Raw genomic sequence first — 15,601 nt, 5'->3', positions numbered from 1 at the left:
AATTCTATATTCATTATATAATCTAATGCTGCAGAAATTATTAGAAAAATTATACACGCTCACCTGGAAAAAAACAGGAAATCAATACGAACTCTTAAATCTTGGATCAAAAGCAGATCTTAAAAAACTTCCATTACCGCTTCAAAAATTATATTCCATTGCAGATGGACAAAAAGAAGAATTTCCAAGCCTATTCTTAGGTTATTCGTTTATGCCCTCCTCAGATTCTATCGAAGCTAAAAAATTATTAGATGAATTAGCAGACGAGGAAAACTGGAAAAGTGAATGGTGAGATAAAAACTGGTATCCATTCGGAGACGGAGGAACAGGAGATCATCTCGTTTTAGATAAAAAGACGGGCGGGATCTTAGAATTCATTCATGATTCAGAGGAAAGACCTAAAAACACCGACTCTTTAGAAAATTATCTAAACGATCTCATTGAAGGATTAGAATCTGGAAAATTATATTTCGATCCTAAATTAGGAATCTTTAAAACGGAGCGGCCTACATTCATAAACCCAAAAAAGCCAGAGATCAATTGGAAAGAATTTTGGGTAGATGTAATTCTATGTGAAAAGCCTAGAGGATTTGGATTTTCCGGAAGAATTATCCAAGCATTCGCCTTTATATTTTATGTTTTCCTAGTATTTTTATTCAAATGGATGTATTCCTATTTTACCGGTAATTGAATAGAATATAGAGCTCTCGCTGCGAAAACATCCGTGTCAAAATAATAAAAAATCCTATGATTGCAAGTTTCCGTATAGATACTAGCAATCATGGAAATCCCGGGCAAAGAATTCTATAATAGACTCGATATAGATTCGGTCTTATCCGCCGTAGAAGATGCTGGATTTTCAGTTTCTGGGCATTGTCTCGCCTTAAACAGTTTAGAAAATAGAGTATATGATGTCGGTTTGGAAGAAGGTGGAAGACTCGTTGTAAAATTCTACCGTCCTGGACGATGGACTCTCAATCAAATATTAGAAGAACATTCTTTTCTAAAAGAACTGGAAGAAGGAGAGATACCTGTAGTAGCTCCCTTAGCTTTAGAAAACGGAGTCACCGTCAGAGAAACAAAAGGAATTTATTATACGATCTGGCCTCTCCAGAAAGGAAGATTGGTAGAAGAGCTGGACAAAAACAATTTGGTCCAAACGGGAAGACTACTCGCTAGGATCCATAATATTGGAGCATCTAAACAGGCAACATATAGGATCGAATACAATCTCAAAAATTTTGGAGAGGAACCTCTGCGATTTTTGAAAGAGAAGGAGTTCCTACCCTCTCATCTCTGGAAAAGATATGAAGAAGCAGCCAATCGAATTTTTAACTCTTTCTTCGAAGCTTCCAAAGATATGCCATTCCATCGTATCCATGGGGATTGCCATAAAGGAAATTTAATACAAACCGCAGATGGACTCTGCTTTATAGACTTCGACGATTTTGTTACCGGACCTGCTGTCCAAGATTTTTGGATGCTTCTTCCTTTTGGAGACTCCGCTTCCGAATACGAAAGAGAGATATTTTTAGAAGGTTACCGAGAATTTCGCGAATTTCGCTCTTCTTGGTTCGATCTGGTTGAACCATTACGAGGTTTACGATATATCCATTATTCCGCATGGATCGCAAAACGTTGGGAAGATCCTTCTTTTCCGAATGCGTTTCCTCATTTCGGAACGGAAGAATATTGGGAAAAAGAAACCCAGGACCTGGAAAGATTGGGTTCGGATCTTCCTTTATCTCCCGAAGAAGATGGAAGGAACTCCTTTCAAAAGACGGAAGAATCCGAGCTTACTAATAAGGATTTTTTCTGGGATATGGAGGATTGATTGAAAATTCTGTTAACAACCGGTCCGGTATTTAGATCCAAGCAGAATAAAAGAATCTTTATCTAACAGAAAAACTTTTGTCTCAAAACTTTCTCCAAGAGAATCTATATCTTCTACCCAGATTTCATGTTTCCCATTTGCATCCATGTCTGTGATTGTATGAAAGAATCTTCCAATACTTTCGGAACTTTTATCATATAGAAAAGAGACAAGTTTTTCCCTACCATCTTGGATTGAAACTATTAGAAATAATGAATAATGGCGTCTAACTTCTCCTGTGAACATGGTTTCAAGGGTGGCAAACAGATATGATTTCCCAGGAAGTCTCCAAACAACAGTGTGACAATGTTCTCCCTCACATCTTAATGGAGTAACTTCTCCATTTCTTATTTCTTTTATATCCGAGTATTTTGCTATATCTTTCGAAATTCGATTCAATATTTGTATATACTTTTCATCTTTTACTCCATACTGAATTTCACCTTCAGGAAATTTAGGATGTATATCGCCTCCAAATACCAAGTCTTGTCTGGAATTGATTTCGGATTCGTTTAATCCGATTTTAGAATTATAATTATATCCAAACCAACAACCAGACTCTACATCGTATTGTTCCTCCAACCTTCTGGCCTTTCCCAATTCCAAAACCTGCGCTTTCGACTTGGACAAATATTTCAGCCCCTCTTTCGAGCTTACTTTGTACTGTTTGTATTTTTTCTTTTCCCAAGGACCGAAGGAAATGATCTCTCCTTTATATAAGAAAAAGTTCAATATTAATCGTAAGTTTTCTCCGGGCTTCGGTTTCTCATCATCCCTTCCCTTGAATAATCGACTAGATGCAGAGTAGATTTCACCGATTCCATCATTAGGCAAAAGTTTTGCTGAAATCGAATCCTGACGAATCCAAGCCTCTGCCCCAAATTCATTTTGGACAAGTACCCAACCGTATAAATTCCTCCGAATATCGGATAAGGTTTCGAGTATTTTAACTTTTTGACCTTTAGAAAACTTGAATATTATTTGGGATTGCAAATTCGGAGTCTCATATCCGTTTCCATCTTTTCCGGAATAATAGGTATTGATGAGCTGGAACTCTTCCTTTATCGCTTCTTCAGGAGTTATCAAATTTTCCTTAGAACAATAAATCGAAAGCGTAAGGAGTGCAAAATGAGGGACTTTCCTAAATAACATGAATTCTATCGAATATAGAATAGAAGCGAATCAAGCCAGACAAATCTACCTCGTTTTCTTAGGCTTCAATAACATTTACCTTGGTAAGAACTACTTACCTCTTCTTAAGTCATTCCTTGTCGAAGTGCCACGAAATTCGCTACCCGCATAATTCTGCCAAAATTATTTTTTGAGATTGACTCTCAAACCTAAAATTAGAGATTTGTCACAGTATTGTCAGGAGAAGCCCACATGAGCCTAGCCCAAGCATTAAGAGACGGAACCTCCGAATCTCATACCATCGCAGAAAATAACGCATTCATTCGCTGCTTTATGAAAGGTGTATTAGAGCCCAAAAGTTACGCCAAACATTTGGAATCTTTTTATTTCGTTTATGCAGCAATGGAAGAAGAGTTGGAAAATAAAAAAGACCATCCAATCGTAGGAAAGATCAGATTCCCTGAATTATACAGAAAAGGGATGATAGAAAAAGACCTGGCACATTTTTTCCAACCAGGACATTCTCCAAAAACCACCCCAGCAACCGAAGCTTACGTAAAACATATTAGGGAAATTGCAAATACTTCTCCGGAATTATTAGTCGCTCATAGTTATGTTCGTTATTTAGGAGATCTTTCAGGCGGACAGATTTTAAAAAGAGTAGCTGCTAAGGCTTTAGGAATAGAAGGGACATCAGGCTTGGACTTTTATGAATTCCCTGAAATTTCTAGCCCGAAAGATTTTAAGGATAAATATAGAAATACCTTAGATTCTCTTTCTCTTTCCGATTCTGAAAAAGAAAAAATCGTGCAAGAGGCAAATGAAGTTTTCAAACTGAACGGAAAAATTTTCGACGAGTTGGAAGAAACCTTGATCTCCTCAATAGGCAAAGCAAAATTCGAAGAAGTTCTAGCAAGTCCTGCGAGGCACTGATTTTTGTTAAATGTATCTGCCAAAAAAGAATCCTCTTTCTTGGGAGCGGATTCTTTTCCCTGGATCACATTATCCTTCATCTTTTTAGCTATGCTTCCGGTCACGATGATCGTGCCGGTATATAAAGAGATCATAAAAGATAGATTGGGTGGAACCGGATACGGAGTAGCCTGGTTCCAAAGTTCCGCGATGCTCGGTTCTTTTTTATTTTCACCTTTAGCAGGATGGCTATCGGATAAATTAGGGACGAGAAAAAAATTAATCGGAACTTTTGCTATATTGGATGCGTTTTTGTTAGCCCTTCTCCCATTCATGCCAAATATCTCTTTTCTTTTTGTTTTGAGATTTTTAGAGGGAGGAGCGCATATTTTTGTAATAGGTTTACTTCTTACCTGTATTTCGGATAAGGAGAAGGATCAAACATCTAGTTTTTATAATAAAGGAATTTTATTCGGACTAGGGGGAACACTTCTCACATTAGGAGGAGGTGTTGGCCAATCTCTTGGATTTTTAGGAAATAAAAATCCACTTCTTCCATTTTTCGTGGGCGGATCCATTCTTTTGATATTGGGAATTTTATCTTTTTTCTTGCTGGAAGAAGGTAATCTAAAAAAATTAGAATGGGAAGGTTGGCAAAAAACAAAAACAGCCTTGGCTCTTTCTCCCTTATTGCTCGTTCCGATCGTTTTCCATTTTGTAGATCGATTCACTGTAGGATATTTTTTAAGTTCCTTAAACTTACATTTAAGAGAAGATCTTGGATTTTCCCCAGGCCAGGTAGGCGGACTTTTCGGGGTCATGTTCCTGCTGATGAGTGTATTATCCCTTCCGGCTGCACTTCTATCCAAAAGGTGGAATTCTATCTCTTTAGTTTGGATCGGTTCTTTCATTTACGGGATCGCGCAAGCAAGCACTGGGTTTTTGAACACTTCTCTCGGATTGTATTTATCAATGATCGCCTGCGGAATAGGAGCCGGGATCATGTATGTACCTGCAATGAGACTTGCCTCTTCTCTTGCGCCTAGCGGCTTTAACGCAAGTGTCATGACTGTATTTACCGGTCTTGGATCCTTAGGGTTTTTATTAGGTCCTTTAGTTTCCATTTCCGCCCAAGAAACTTTCAGCAATTTATACAACAGAGCATCCGGCTTGGAATTCACAGGAATACTATACGGAGCCTTGGAAGTTTTACTAGTTTTAGGCACTCTTCCCCTATTATCTAAAATTCTAGAGAAAGAAAAAAGACTTGATTAATACGACCGATTGGTCGTATTAATTTGGTATGAGGATTAGCGCAGAATCCGTAAAAGAGAAGAGGAATACCCTTATCCTGAAAGGGATCGATCATTTTCGCAAATTCGGGTATTCCGCAACGGGGATCCAAGAAATCGCAGATGAGGCCGAAATCCCAAAGGCCTCCTTTTATAATTATTTTCCTACAAAACAGGACTTTGCCTCTGAAACATTAGAATATTATTCTGAAAATGCAATCTTATGGAATAAGCGGATCCTTGAAAAAACAAAGGAAGATCCGATCTCTTCTCTTTTAAATTTATATAAAGAAAGGATCAAACTGGAGAAAAAACTCCTAAAAGAAGGTGTTTCCTGCTTAATCAATGTCTTCGGTCAAGAGTTGGGAAATTCCGAAACTTCTCTACAAAAACCTCTCAAAAACTATTTCGATTCAGCTATAGATCAACTGATAGCTATCGTTCAAAAAGCAAGATCATTCAAAAAGCTGAATATTCCGGGCTCGGATAAAGAATTTGCTCTGTTCCTGGAATCTTCTTGGAGAGGAGCTCTGCTTGTAGGTCGAGCAATCGGTTCCCTGGAACCGGTTGAGAACTTTTATAAAATTCTAATACAAATTTTAGATACTAAGGAATAAGACATGGAAACTGCGGAAACACAAAGAATCAGAGAAGGTCATAAACATTCTTTAAACGTAAGATGGGACGAGTTAGATGCAAACAGACATGTTAATAATAAGAACTACCAAGGCTATTTGGATGAAGCCAGAATGAGAGCAATGAGAGATTGGGGGGCTCCTATGGATGAATTTGCAGATAAAGGTTTTGGTCCCGTGATCTTGAATTTAAGCCTGAAATTTATAAAAGAGATCTGTTATCCGGAAGAGATTACTATCGAGTCCGATCTGGTTTTAACATCTCCCACAAGAGCAGTATTTGAACAAAAAATCCTTTTATCTAACGGGAAAATTGCCTGCCAAGCCAACACTGAATGGACCTTATTAGATCTGAATCGAAAACGTCCTGCTAAGTTTTTGGAAGTGCTTCCTTTAGTTTAAATTATATTAAATTAAGTTAATAATATTAACACATTTGAATTCAAAACTAATTCGAGTATGGATTTAAGTTTGCTATAGCGATATCGTCATTCGATATAACGAACAATGATCCTCCAGACTCAGGAAACGGAAATCATTCCTTTTTTTCAGCCGATCTTATCCGTAGAAGATGGGCAGATTTTCGCTCATGAAGTTTTGGCTCGTAAAAAAACTTCAGACGGAATCGTTTCAGCCGGATACTTATTTTCTTCAGAAGCATGTCTTTCCGATTCTGAGTTGGGGGAATTAGAAGAAGGGATCTGGAGAAAAGCATTAGAAAAGCTTAAAGTTCATCCCGACCAATCAAAATTATTCCTGAATATATCTCCTAACCGTCTTTATAGGGAATTGGAGAATGAAAGGATAGATTCCTTTAGATTATTACGTTTGGCCAGAGAATATGGAATAGAACCGAATCGTATCATCTTGGAAGTTACCGAGGAAGAATTTTCAGGAAGTTTAGATTCATTAAGAATTGCAGTAGATCTTCTCCGCGCGTACGGCTTCAAGATTGCATTAGATGATTTAGGATCTGAGGCTTCGGGCATAGAAAGAGTGGGACTTCTCCGGCCGGACTTTCTAAAATTAGATCTCAGATTGATCAGAGCATCTTCTCGTTCTCCATCCGTAAGAAAAGTATTAGAACATATCCGCGATCTAGCCTTCTCCTTAGGCGCTTCCGTTCTATACGAAGGATTGGAAACCCAGGAAGAATTGTACTTTGCCTTAGAAGGTGGAGCTAGGTTTCTCCAGGGATTTTTACTTTTGAGACCGGGGGCAGAACTTTCCACAGGCAAAGAACCTTCTCTATCCATCAAAGAAATGGTGAAATTTTTCCATCAGAAAAAGATAGAAACACTTAAACAAGAGTTAAGTTTTGAAAATAAGGTCAGACTGACTTTAGGGGAACTTCTAAATCCATTTCCAGTATTAAAAATAGCTAATAGATACTTGATAGATGCATATACTGTTTTTCAATCCTCCAAGGAGATCCATAGGGTATATATCACTGATTCTAAGGGAACTCAACTGTCTCCTTATTATATGAGAACCGGTGAGGACTCTTTTAGAGAAACAAGTCATGGGATCGGTAAAAATTGGTCTTATCTTCCGTATTTCTACAGGCAGCTTAGAGATTCTATGAGGAAGCCGGATGATTGGGGAATGAGTGAACGTTATTTTGATAGTGACGCGGTCAAGGATCTGATCGTTTTTAGCAGAGAAGTGGAATCGGGCGCTTATGTATTTTTGGACGTGACCGCTCCCCGACTGTACTAAAAAACGGTTTCAATGAGTGGTATCGAAAATCAAATCCTTCAAGATATTTATAGGGCGTCTTCCGAAGGAGGATTTCTTACTATGAGGGATTTGGAACTGAACACTTCTCTTTCGGAATGGAATTTGAGGCCTCACTTAGAGGATCTGAAAGAAGCAAGCCTGATCGTGGAGCACCCGGAAGGTTTCCAGGTGGCTCCTAAAGGTAGGCATTTTTATAAAAGTAACTGGGGTTAATTCGGAACTTCTAGTTCTTCTTCCACCACTAAAACTTCTTCTTTTTTCCCTTGAGTTCTATTCAGTATGAGCACTGAAGAGATCGCGAATACTCCACCAAGTAAAGTGCTTAATGTAGGCTCTTCTCCCAAGAAGATCCAACTTCCTAAAAGTGCAGTGACAGGGACTAAGAATATAAATGAGCTCGCTGTCCTGGATCCTAATCTGCTGGATGCATAAAAATATACTGTTGTCCCAAAGGTCGTAGATATTACAGAAAGATAAAGTAATTGGACCCAAAAATTCCAGTCATTATCCATCACTCCACTAAGATCATATGGAAACGCGAGAAAAAGATCTAAAACCGTTCCTATGCTGAATACATAAAAGCTGTACACCATCGGAGACATTCTTTGACCTGTGCTATGACTATTCATACTTAGAATAGCCCAACTAAATGCGCAGAGTAAAAAGTAAACGTTCCCGGATTGGAATAATAGAGTCCAGTCCCCTTCCCAAATTTTTAAGAGTAAAAATCCTCCAGTTAATCCAATCAACAGTCCGATAAATTCCTTTCCGGAAGGAAGTTTTCTTTGGAAGGTGTGGACCAAGATATAAGTGAAGATCGGATTCATTGTAGTAACTAAGACCCCACCCGCTCCAGCCAAACCTTGGCTAAGTCCTAATAAGAAGAATTGGTTGTATATTGTGTATAAAACAGCGCCGATTGCAACCTGCAGTAATCCTTTTTTATCAGGTAATGCGATGGATTCTTTTCTGATGATGAGTACCGGAACCAAAGAAATTGCTGTCGCTAAGAATCTCCAGAATACGATCACGATCGGAGGTTCTGTGCCCACAATGGATTTTGCGGAAGGCCAAGCGAATCCCCAACTCACCATGGCGACCACGAGAAGGATAAAGAATTTTATAGATTGATTTTGGAACATCCCTAGTTCTGCCTCATTACCAGTTTTTTTGTTTTCTCCTTGAAGAGGAGTATAATAAAAAACCCGGCCTTTAGTGCCGGGTTTTCCTTTCGATTTAGTCTGTATCTGAAAGATCATGCATTTAGATCGATTAGATAACCCCTGCGTGTCATTTGATCGTCGGTATTTACGCCTACCTTGGCGAGACTCTTCGGCGCTGTAACAACTGTATCCATGTTGCTGAGCGGGTGAAGACGATCCGGCATATTACGGATAGTGAATTCGGATTGGGAGAATTGTTGGGCGGCTCGGTTATTGCTTCCGGCTGCGTTGATTTCTTGTAACATAACTGCGAATCCTATTTTTACAAAATTTAGACTATTCAGGAAGTTCTGTAAAGAAATAAATTTCGGGTCAGAAAGACCATTTTAGTCGCGTGCGGAGGAACTCCTACAAGGCCTCACCTTCCCAGCGAGGATAAACCATTTCTTCTTCCTCTTCAGGAATGGAAGAACCGGCCTCGTCCTCGAGTAATGTAAATCCTCTTGGTTCTCCTATAAATTCAGGGAAATATTCGAAGAATAATTTCCCCGCTATAATCCTTTTGGCAGCGGGATAATTTTGTTTGAATGTATCTGAGAAGTCCAATTCAGGCAATTGGTGGAATTGGATCCTATCTTCGAAATTGATAAAGTCTTGTTTGGAGAATCCAATATTCCTAGAAACAATCTCGTCCTTGAGTAAGATCCAATCCAATTTGAATCTCATTCGATATCCTTGGAATGCAGACGACCTTTGAATAAGATTAACCACTCTCATCAAAGGATATTCCATATTATAATAAGGTGTAAGATATACCATCAGGTATCTTTGGGAAAAACCAAGTGGCTCCCAAACATTTTCAGGAGAAATATTATTATCACCGTCGAATCTTAACTCTTCGAGCATGGAATGAAGAGCAGGAGCATTTTTCTTTTCAGTATAAAATTCCTGGATGGCGATCTCTCCGAATTCTCCATAGTAAAGCCATTTGTAAAGATCTTGGATCTCTGCCAAAGGGTGAGCCTGCAAGAATCGATTCAGACTCTCGATCTTCTCTTCCCTGGTACGGTTTTCGTCTATCTCCTTGTGAATCATAAACCTTAAGGAAGATTTTTAGATCGGATCATCTCCGAATTCAAGCTTAAAACGGATCTCTGGAAATTTTAGAAAAAGATTATTCTTGGTCTTTATACTTTTCTTTATCGGAAGCGAATTCTTGGCCTTTGAAGAGTCGGATCAGGTTAGTCTTATGTAAAACCAAGATCGTAGAACTGATACATATAATGGCCCAAAAGATAGGTGTATTAAAACTTTTTCCTTGTATTAAAGAAAGTAGATAATACGAAATAGGTAGAGTGATGGCTCCTCCAATGGAACCGATAGACACGAACCCAAAGATCTTTTTCAAACTTAAGAATACGATTAACGTAATAAGAATCGGTCCAGGAGCAAGTACTGCAAATACTCCGAAGCTAGTGGCTACCCCCTTCCCCCCTTTAAACTTTAAGAAGGGAGAAAACATATGACCGAGAACTGCTGCCACTCCGCAAAAAAGAGAAAGTAACTCTTGGGATTCTCCATAGATCATTCCGATCGTGAATGGGAAAACTGCACCTTTAGCAATGTCTAAAAGTAAAACTGGAAGGCCTATCTTCCAGCCAAGCATACGAGTTACATTCGTTGCACCGATATTCCCGCTTCCTTTTTGCCTGATATCTATTCCTTTAAATTTAGCGGCCAAAAACCCAAAGGGAATAGCGCCTAAAAGAAAAGATGCAGGTAAGAAGAATGTATATAATTCGTTCATTTTCGATCAGATCTCAATTCTAAACGGATCGGGATCCCTTTCAAATTATACTTCTCTGTCAGTTTCTTCTTAATGAATGTTAATAAGTTGGATTTGAAATAATCTATATGGTTAACGAATAAGATGAGATGAAACGGAGAAACAGAAACTTGTGTACAATACAACATCTTAGGGGGTTTGTTTGCGGAGAAGGACCTACCCGCTTCCGCCATCCAAGCCCTGAGAGATTGATTCAATTCCGAAGTAGAGATCTTTTTCTTAGAACGGGCTGCTAAATCGATGGTCATCTCCATCATCTTATGAATACGCTGTTTTTCTTTTGCGCTTAAAGTAATGATCTGTATTTCTTTTAAGAGAGGAAATCTGGAATACAAACGTTCCTGGTAGTTTTTAAAGGATTCGTTATCCTTATCTTCTATTGCGTCCCATTTATTTACGGCGAGTAAGAATGGTTTCCCTTCTTCTTGGAGCATCCCTACGATCTTTTTGTCGAATTCCCCGAAACCTTTAAGCGCATCCAAAAGATGAATGACCACATCGGAATTTTGTATGGTCCTTTTGGTTCTTTGGTAAGAATAAAATTCCAAAGCTTCTGCTTTATCCGATTTTCTTCGGATACCAGCAGTGTCAGTGATACGTATTTTTTTGCCGTCAAAGGTGACGGTAGTATCTACCGAATCTCGAGTTGTTCCAGCTACCTCGCTCACAACAGCTCTATCATATCCGCAAAGTGCATTTAATAAACTGGATTTTCCTGCGTTTGGTTTTCCTACGATAGCAAGACTGAAATCTTCAGTCGAAGTAGTAGATATTTCCTCTTCTTCTGCGGTTTGGACTCTTCTTTTTGCGGTTGGAAGTAAGAATGCGATTTTTTCCAAAAGAAGAGGAAGGTTCCTTCTTCCTATGGCGGATATCGGTAGGATCTCCGACAGACCCATCTTATAAAAAGAATCCAGGTCTTCTTCGTCTTCTGGATGATCCACTTTGTTCACACAGTATAAAACAGGGATCTGAGTTAGTTCAGGATCTTTTCTGAATTTATCGATGAGTCTGGAATCATAAGAAGTGACCTCATGCAGATCTAAAAGAAAAACTACCAGATCCGATTCTGCGACTTGTCTAAAAGCATTTTCGAGAACGGCTTCTTCCAGACTTTCGGGTCTTTCTATATCCAGACCTGGAGTATCTGCCAGGATAAAGTCCAATCCCTTCTCCGGATTTAAAACACGCGCACGAAGAACGTCACGTGTCACACCAGGATAATCCTCTGTGATCGCTAATTTCTTTTTGAGAAGTGCGTTGAATAATGTGGACTTACCAACGTTCTGGCGTCCTACGATACTTATAATCGGAACTCTTTTTTTAGAGGACATTTAGGAGTAATTCTTGGTCTTCATCGCTCTCGCGATTTCCAGTTTTGCGTCGCTTTTTTTCATATCTTCCCGTTTATCGTAGAGTTTTTTAGGTTTTCCTAATGCTAACTCCACCTTAGCCCAACGGTTATCCTTAAAATATACTTTAGTAGCGACGAGCACCAATCCCTTTTCTTTGATCTGTTTATCTAATTTATCTATCTCTTTTCTATTCAGCAGAAGTTTACGTGGGCGAATATCAGGATGATTTGTATATCCCCCGTTCTTGTACGGAGTAATGGAAAAACTATCCAGGTAAACTTCTCCGTTTTTTATCTTAGCAAATGCATCAGTGAGGTTTGCTTTTTTTTCCCGAAGACTTTTGACTTCTGATCCGGACAAAACTATGCCTGCTTCGATGAATGAGATCAACTCGAAGTTAAACTTGGCTTTTTTATTTACCAGAGGTTGAGGGCTATTGTCTTTTTCCTTCTTCGTTGCCATAGTTCCCAGGCGCGAGGTTACCCGCGCTTGCCGTTATCGGGAAGAATGGTGAGTGAGGATCAATCTTCCCAGTTCTGCTCCGATTAAATTCGGCATATTATAAAAGTTTTCGGAAGTGATTTGGATAGAATCCGGAAATAAATGCTCCGCAATATATCTGCGGCCCAGTCCCACACCCAAAAACACGTAATTTTTATTCGAATGTTTTAGGATCTCCGCCTTTAGACGTTTATTGTCCCGGGATTGGATCTCCTGTTCGATCTCCGTTTTACCCCTTTGTCCCCTAAAGTCCGAAATCATAACCAGTATTTTCGTCTGGGCCTCCGGGGAAAAGTAGGATTCTATCTGTTCTAAGAGCTGGTATTCCTCGATCGAATCCCCTTGCCAGTCGGAGCGGAGAGAGTCGAACATCTCCTCTTCCTTCTTGGAGTCGAAGTATTCGTCCATTCGTTTCACTTGGACTAGATCGATCCTATCTTTTCGGTTCATTCTATCCGAATAAGCTGTTACGGAGAAGTTTACGTCATGTTCATCCAGGATATGAGCGCTGGAGAGCATTGCGGATAATGTAGCGACAGAATATTCGAAGTTGAAGATCCTACGGGACTTGGAAACCAGGAAGGCAACTTCCACACCTTTTAGTTTTTCTTCGTCCTTATCGATTGTGGTCTTATCGAATACCTTAGAGTCCCCTTTTCCGGAGAGAAATGAGATATATTTTCGAGTATCAATCCTAGAACCTTCACTTCTATACATCCGGTTGATGTCTATCTCCGGATCAAAAAGTCTTTCCAGATTCAGTTCCACTTCTTCCAAACTGCGTCCAAAAACTTCCTTAAATTCTTTGATGCTAGTTTGGATCGTGTATTCCCAAAGTATTCTACGTTTTGCTAAGAATGCTTTGTATAATTCTTCAGTGCGATAACCCCAGGCTCCACCTCCACCTGCAGGTTCTCCTTGGCCCATGTTTCCTCTGGTTTCTTGTCCGTACCACGCATCGGGACCTTCTTTTCTTTGGCCGCCTGTTTCCGGAGTATTGATCTCCAGGCCTTCTCTTAATTCTCTTCCTGAGTTTTTAAGTTCTGCTTTTCCGGTAAGAGGTTCTCTCTTATGTAGTTCCGGATCCCACCAACGTTTCTTTTCGATTTCGGTGGAAGGAGTCAGAGTTTTTTTTTTCTTATCCTCCAAAGTTTGGAAGAAGTCCGATACAATTTCGATCCCTGATAAGGAGAATTCTAAAATTCTCTCCAACTCTTTTCTTTCTCCAGGATCTGAAACCTGGTTAGAGTAAGCGATCTTTCCGCCTCTAAAAGCAATCTCACGCAAGCCATCTTTTCCAAGAGACTCATCTGCATAACGAAGAATATGATCCTTCCATTGTAGAAGATTAGAAAGTCCGAATATATAAGGCATCAAATTCGCAGAACCGATCGTTCTCTTTTTAGAAAGATCTTTGATCTTGATATGGAACTCCGCCATTTTGGAAACAAGGTCTCCTTCAGGCAGATAGAAGTTTAAGATCTCTTTTAGTGTTGCATTATCTTCTAGTTCCGGAAATAGAACTGAGGTAAATCTGTTACGGAACGCTCTAGAAATCGTAGGAGTAGACTTAGTCTTTCTGAATAATTTGAGTGCGAAGATACGAGAATCTTCTTTTAAAGAAAGTGGTTTATCTTCAGAACTTTCAGGAGGAAGAACAAGCGCTCTTGCGTCGTCCGTAAGCATATTCAGCTTTTCTACTAGTTCCGCGCCTGCTGCTTCCAGGTTTGTGATCAGGATATTTCCACCTTCTCTGATACCTTTAGTAAGAGGGCCATCTACCCAACCTACTTGGGAACCTGCGATCGGCTTTAAAGCACCAATAATATCAGCAGTATGAATCCCTTTACAAAGATGAACTGCTTCCAAAGGGACTCCGCTAATTTCAGTAAATAAAGGTAGAATGAGCTGAGGATCCTGTTCTTCAGAATATTCTATCAGTACGTTTTCTTTGAATTGAACAGCAGAGTAAACCTTCTCCGCAAACTCTCTTAATTTCAAAGGCATCGGAACGGAAGACAAGATTTCTTTTGCGGTATTTTCGTTGGTTACATGGATTTCCTTATCGTTACAAAACAAGGAACCCTTATGCACTTCGAATTTAGGCTCAGGAAGGTTCGGCTTGCTCTTAAGCCCAGTTTCTTTGAGTAGAAGTTCTATTTGGGAATTACGATCTTCTTCTTTACGGAATGGTTCTACGTAAAAATTCCAAAGTTCTCTGAATCTAAGCTCTGGCTGATCCGCTTTTAAAGCAAGGATACGATTGCAAAGTTTTTTAAGATTTCGGATATTGAAGTGATATTTTTCTAAATCACCTTTTCCTAAATTACCAGAAACCACTTTGGTCTCGGTCTCTAAGGAAATGCGGATACAGGATTTGAGAATATCCGTATTCATATTCGGATATAATTTTCCTAAGATGAACAGGATCTCATCAGGAGTATGAGGATCTATAAATACTGTAGAATAGTATCTGGTAATATCAAAAGGAAGTGGTTTACGTCCTTCAAATCCTTCCGAAGGGTTTTGTGTTCCTATAAAATTGAAACCTTCCGCACCATGGATACGTGTTCCATCACCTTCGATCAACTCCAGATAATTGGATTCGTAAACTGTGGAAAAACGTTTGATGATATGAGGCGGGCAAAGGTTCATCTCATCCGCCACAAAACTTGCGCCACTTCTGACCGCAGAAGTTAACGGGCCATCTCCCCAAGCGAAACCTTTTCCATCCAAAAGTAAACGATAAGAGCCGATCAGATCTTCGGGAAGAGTATCTTCGTTAAAACTAAATCTTGCAGTTGGATGATTTCTCTTGAAGTTGATATAATAGATAAGTGCGTTTTTACCGACCCCGGCATCTCCAACAAGAAGCACAGGGCGAGATTCCAGAAGCGGATACAGAATGTTTTGCAAATTCCGGATTGTGGAATCGGTCTCCACCAGATCGGAACCTAAAGAGCCGGAGTTATTTCCTAATTTAGACTTAGGTACTTTGATGCCGGCGATTGAAATTGTATCCATGTCCCCAAGATCCGGAAAGTGGAATTCCGAGGCAATCTCATTTCGTTATTTCTGAGAACGATTGGTTGGACACTCCAACTGATTCCACGAATCCAGTTTGACGAACAAACAGGTCCTGCATTAGCGTAT

Annotated in this window: 16 protein-coding genes; 8 read left to right on the top strand and 8 right to left on the bottom strand. The window is 39.5% G+C overall.

The window, feature by feature from the left end; all coding sequences use genetic code 11:
• Positions 1–25 precede the first annotated feature (25 nt).
• A complete protein-coding gene (locus EHO65_RS02810; RefSeq protein ID WP_135772682.1) occupies positions 26–292 on the top strand; it encodes an SMI1/KNR4 family protein in 267 nt (88 codons plus the stop codon).
• A gap of 489 nt (positions 293–781) precedes the next feature.
• On the top strand, positions 782–1,834 hold the full coding sequence (locus tag EHO65_RS02805; RefSeq protein ID WP_135772681.1) for a serine/threonine protein kinase: 1,053 nt from the start codon (positions 782–784) through the stop codon (positions 1,832–1,834).
• A gap of 12 nt (positions 1,835–1,846) precedes the next feature.
• On the opposite strand, the gene EHO65_RS02800 is transcribed toward EHO65_RS02805, so the two are convergent.
• Complete coding sequence (locus tag EHO65_RS02800) at positions 1,847–2,959, bottom strand: SH3 domain-containing protein (protein WP_167481998.1); 1,113 nt, start codon at positions 2,957–2,959, stop codon at positions 1,847–1,849.
• Positions 2,960–3,256: 297 nt separating this feature from the next.
• On the opposite strand from EHO65_RS02800, the gene EHO65_RS02795 reads away from it, so the two are divergent.
• From EHO65_RS02795 to EHO65_RS02770, 6 genes are all read left to right on the top strand, one after another.
• A complete protein-coding gene (locus tag EHO65_RS02795; protein WP_135772679.1) occupies positions 3,257–3,937 on the top strand; it encodes a biliverdin-producing heme oxygenase in 681 nt (226 codons plus the stop codon).
• Positions 3,938–3,940: 3 nt separating this feature from the next.
• Positions 3,941–5,191, top strand: coding sequence for an MFS transporter (locus EHO65_RS02790; protein ID WP_135772678.1), 1,251 nt, complete (start codon positions 3,941–3,943; stop codon positions 5,189–5,191).
• A gap of 28 nt (positions 5,192–5,219) precedes the next feature.
• Complete coding sequence (locus EHO65_RS02785; protein ID WP_135772677.1) at positions 5,220–5,825, top strand: TetR/AcrR family transcriptional regulator; 606 nt, start codon at positions 5,220–5,222, stop codon at positions 5,823–5,825.
• 3 nt (positions 5,826–5,828) lie between these two features.
• A complete protein-coding gene (locus EHO65_RS02780) occupies positions 5,829–6,245 on the top strand; it encodes an acyl-CoA thioesterase (RefSeq protein ID WP_135772676.1) in 417 nt (138 codons plus the stop codon).
• A gap of 105 nt (positions 6,246–6,350) precedes the next feature.
• Positions 6,351–7,562, top strand: a complete 1,212-nt coding sequence (locus tag EHO65_RS02775; RefSeq protein WP_135772675.1) for an EAL domain-containing protein — start codon at positions 6,351–6,353, stop codon at positions 7,560–7,562.
• A 12-nt stretch (positions 7,563–7,574) separates the two neighbouring features.
• On the top strand, positions 7,575–7,796 hold the full coding sequence (locus EHO65_RS02770; RefSeq protein WP_135772674.1) for a hypothetical protein: 222 nt from the start codon (positions 7,575–7,577) through the stop codon (positions 7,794–7,796).
• Here EHO65_RS02770 and EHO65_RS02765 read toward each other — a convergent pair.
• From EHO65_RS02765 to EHO65_RS02735, 7 genes are all read right to left on the bottom strand, one after another.
• The gene (locus EHO65_RS02765) at positions 7,793–8,725 is read right to left on the bottom strand and encodes a DMT family transporter (RefSeq protein WP_135772977.1); all 933 of its coding nucleotides are present in this window, start codon (positions 8,723–8,725) and stop codon (positions 7,793–7,795) included. The genes EHO65_RS02770 and EHO65_RS02765 overlap by 4 nt on opposite strands.
• Before the next feature lie 113 nt (positions 8,726–8,838).
• Positions 8,839–9,051 (bottom strand): hypothetical protein, encoded by a 213-nt coding sequence (locus EHO65_RS02760; RefSeq protein ID WP_100707304.1) that lies wholly within the window; start codon positions 9,049–9,051, stop codon positions 8,839–8,841.
• 103 nt (positions 9,052–9,154) lie between these two features.
• Complete coding sequence (locus EHO65_RS02755; protein ID WP_100768778.1) at positions 9,155–9,841, bottom strand: hypothetical protein; 687 nt, start codon at positions 9,839–9,841, stop codon at positions 9,155–9,157.
• Between the two features lie 79 nt (positions 9,842–9,920).
• The gene (gene plsY, locus EHO65_RS02750) at positions 9,921–10,553 is read right to left on the bottom strand and encodes a glycerol-3-phosphate 1-O-acyltransferase PlsY (RefSeq protein WP_135772673.1); all 633 of its coding nucleotides are present in this window, start codon (positions 10,551–10,553) and stop codon (positions 9,921–9,923) included.
• Positions 10,550–11,926 (bottom strand): ribosome biogenesis GTPase Der, encoded by a 1,377-nt coding sequence (gene der, locus EHO65_RS02745; RefSeq protein WP_135772672.1) that lies wholly within the window; start codon positions 11,924–11,926, stop codon positions 10,550–10,552. Before der ends, plsY begins: the two co-directional genes overlap by 4 nt.
• The gene (gene smpB, locus EHO65_RS02740; protein ID WP_100709449.1) at positions 11,927–12,409 is read right to left on the bottom strand and encodes an SsrA-binding protein; all 483 of its coding nucleotides are present in this window, start codon (positions 12,407–12,409) and stop codon (positions 11,927–11,929) included. It abuts the gene before it with no gap.
• Positions 12,410–12,442: 33 nt separating this feature from the next.
• Positions 12,443–15,472: an AAA family ATPase gene (locus tag EHO65_RS02735; protein WP_135772671.1), complete on the bottom strand. Its 3,030-nt coding sequence runs from the start codon at positions 15,470–15,472 to the stop codon at positions 12,443–12,445.
• Positions 15,473–15,601: the final 129 nt, after the last annotated feature.

It is taken from the genome of Leptospira andrefontaineae (assembly GCF_004770105.1).
Taxonomy (GTDB): domain Bacteria; phylum Spirochaetota; class Leptospiria; order Leptospirales; family Leptospiraceae; genus Leptospira_B; species Leptospira_B andrefontaineae.
Note: the sequence above shows the minus strand (reverse complement) of the source record. Positions and strands in the feature narration are given on the sequence as shown.

Coding starts and splice junctions, on each gene's coding strand:
- EHO65_RS02810 (WP_135772682.1), top strand. CDS start 26: ATGCTGCAGAAATTATTAGAAAAATTATACACGCTCACCTGGAAAAAA.
- EHO65_RS02805 (WP_135772681.1), top strand. CDS start 782: ATGGAAATCCCGGGCAAAGAATTCTATAATAGACTCGATATAGATTCG.
- EHO65_RS02795 (WP_135772679.1), top strand. CDS start 3,257: ATGAGCCTAGCCCAAGCATTAAGAGACGGAACCTCCGAATCTCATACC.
- EHO65_RS02785 (WP_135772677.1), top strand. CDS start 5,220: ATGAGGATTAGCGCAGAATCCGTAAAAGAGAAGAGGAATACCCTTATC.
- EHO65_RS02780 (WP_135772676.1), top strand. CDS start 5,829: ATGGAAACTGCGGAAACACAAAGAATCAGAGAAGGTCATAAACATTCT.
- EHO65_RS02775 (WP_135772675.1), top strand. CDS start 6,351: ATGATCCTCCAGACTCAGGAAACGGAAATCATTCCTTTTTTTCAGCCG.
- EHO65_RS02770 (WP_135772674.1), top strand. CDS start 7,575: ATGAGTGGTATCGAAAATCAAATCCTTCAAGATATTTATAGGGCGTCT.
- EHO65_RS02765 (WP_135772977.1), bottom strand. CDS start 8,725: ATGTTCCAAAATCAATCTATAAAATTCTTTATCCTTCTCGTGGTCGCC.
- EHO65_RS02760 (WP_100707304.1), bottom strand. CDS start 9,051: ATGTTACAAGAAATCAACGCAGCCGGAAGCAATAACCGAGCCGCCCAA.
- EHO65_RS02755 (WP_100768778.1), bottom strand. CDS start 9,841: ATGATTCACAAGGAGATAGACGAAAACCGTACCAGGGAAGAGAAGATC.
- plsY (WP_135772673.1), bottom strand. CDS start 10,553: ATGAACGAATTATATACATTCTTCTTACCTGCATCTTTTCTTTTAGGC.
- der (WP_135772672.1), bottom strand. CDS start 11,926: ATGTCCTCTAAAAAAAGAGTTCCGATTATAAGTATCGTAGGACGCCAG.
- smpB (WP_100709449.1), bottom strand. CDS start 12,409: ATGGCAACGAAGAAGGAAAAAGACAATAGCCCTCAACCTCTGGTAAAT.
- EHO65_RS02735 (WP_135772671.1), bottom strand. CDS start 15,472: ATGGATACAATTTCAATCGCCGGCATCAAAGTACCTAAGTCTAAATTA.